The sequence below is a fragment of the Acinetobacter sp. RF15B genome (genome assembly GCF_007558235.1).
Taxonomy (GTDB): domain Bacteria; phylum Pseudomonadota; class Gammaproteobacteria; order Pseudomonadales; family Moraxellaceae; genus Acinetobacter; species Acinetobacter lwoffii_C.
The window spans coordinates 1-1,709 of record NZ_VLSR01000047.1; the positions used below are offsets into that span (position 1 = coordinate 1).

The 1,709-nt window shown below is 58.6% G+C and carries 2 protein-coding genes; both read left to right on the plus strand.

The window, feature by feature from the left end; genetic code table 11:
• A partial coding sequence (aac(3)-IVa, locus tag E2K74_RS14360) for an aminoglycoside N-acetyltransferase AAC(3)-IVa (protein ID WP_151208228.1) occupies positions 1-629 on the plus strand: 629 nt, incomplete at its 5' end.
• A 228-nt stretch (positions 630-857) separates the two neighbouring features.
• Positions 858-1,709 (plus strand): phosphotransferase family protein (locus E2K74_RS14370; RefSeq protein ID WP_151208229.1); only part of this gene is annotated, 852 nt, incomplete at its 3' end.

Below are 1,709 nucleotides of genomic sequence, written 5' to 3' on the forward strand. Positions count from 1 at the left end.
CTGCGCTGGGTCCGGGAGGGACGCTCGTCATGCCCTCGTGGTCAGGTCTGGACGACGAGCCGTTCGATCCTGCCACGTCGCCCGTTACACCGGACCTTGGAGTTGTCTCTGACACATTCTGGCGCCTGCCAAATGTAAAGCGCAGCGCCCATCCATTTGCCTTTGCGGCAGCGGGGCCACAGGCAGAGCAGATCATCTCTGATCCATTGCCCCTGCCACCTCACTCGCCTGCAAGCCCGGTCGCCCGTGTCCATGAACTCGATGGGCAGGTACTTCTCCTCGGCGTGGGACACGATGCCAACACGACGCTGCATCTTGCCGAGTTGATGGCAAAGGTTCCCTATGGGGTGCCGAGACACTGCACCATTCTTCAGGATGGCAAGTTGGTACGCGTCGATTATCTCGAGAATGACCACTGCTGTGAGCGCTTTGCCTTGGCGGACAGGTGGCTCAAGGAGAAGAGCCTTCAGAAGGAAGGTCCAGTCGGTCATGCCTTTGCTCGGTTGATCCGCTCCCGCGACATTGTGGCGACAGCCCTGGGTCAACTGGGCCGAGATCCGTTGATCTTCCTGCATCCGCCAGAGGCGGGATGCGAAGAATGCGATGCCGCTCGCCAGTCGATTGGCTGAGCTCATGAGCGGAGAACGAGATGACGTTGGAGGGGCAAGGTCGCGCTGATTGCTGGGGCAACACGTGGAGCGGATCGGGGATTGTCTTTCTTCAGCTCGCTGATGATATGCTGACGCTCAATGCCGTTTGGCCTCCGACTAACGAAAATCCCGCATTTGGACGGCTGATCCGATTGGCACGGCGGACGGCGAATGGCGGAGCAGACGCTCGTCCGGGGGCAATGAGATATGAAAAAGCCTGAACTCACCGCGACGTCTGTCGAGAAGTTTCTGATCGAAAAGTTCGACAGCGTCTCCGACCTGATGCAGCTCTCGGAGGGCGAAGAATCTCGTGCTTTCAGCTTCGATGTAGGAGGGCGTGGATATGTCCTGCGGGTAAATAGCTGCGCCGATGGTTTCTACAAAGATCGTTATGTTTATCGGCACTTTGCATCGGCCGCGCTCCCGATTCCGGAAGTGCTTGACATTGGGGAATTCAGCGAGAGCCTGACCTATTGCATCTCCCGCCGTGCACAGGGTGTCACGTTGCAAGACCTGCCTGAAACCGAACTGCCCGCTGTTCTGCAGCCGGTCGCGGAGGCCATGGATGCGATCGCTGCGGCCGATCTTAGCCAGACGAGCGGGTTCGGCCCATTCGGACCGCAAGGAATCGGTCAATACACTACATGGCGTGATTTCATATGCGCGATTGCTGATCCCCATGTGTATCACTGGCAAACTGTGATGGACGACACCGTCAGTGCGTCCGTCGCGCAGGCTCTCGATGAGCTGATGCTTTGGGCCGAGGACTGCCCCGAAGTCCGGCACCTCGTGCACGCGGATTTCGGCTCCAACAATGTCCTGACGGACAATGGCCGCATAACAGCGGTCATTGACTGGAGCGAGGCGATGTTCGGGGATTCCCAATACGAGGTCGCCAACATCTTCTTCTGGAGGCCGTGGTTGGCTTGTATGGAGCAGCAGACGCGCTACTTCGAGCGGAGGCATCCGGAGCTTGCAGGATCGCCGCGGCTCCGGGCGTATATGCTCCGCATTGGTCTTGACCAACTCTATCAGAGCTTGGTTGACGGCAATTTCGAT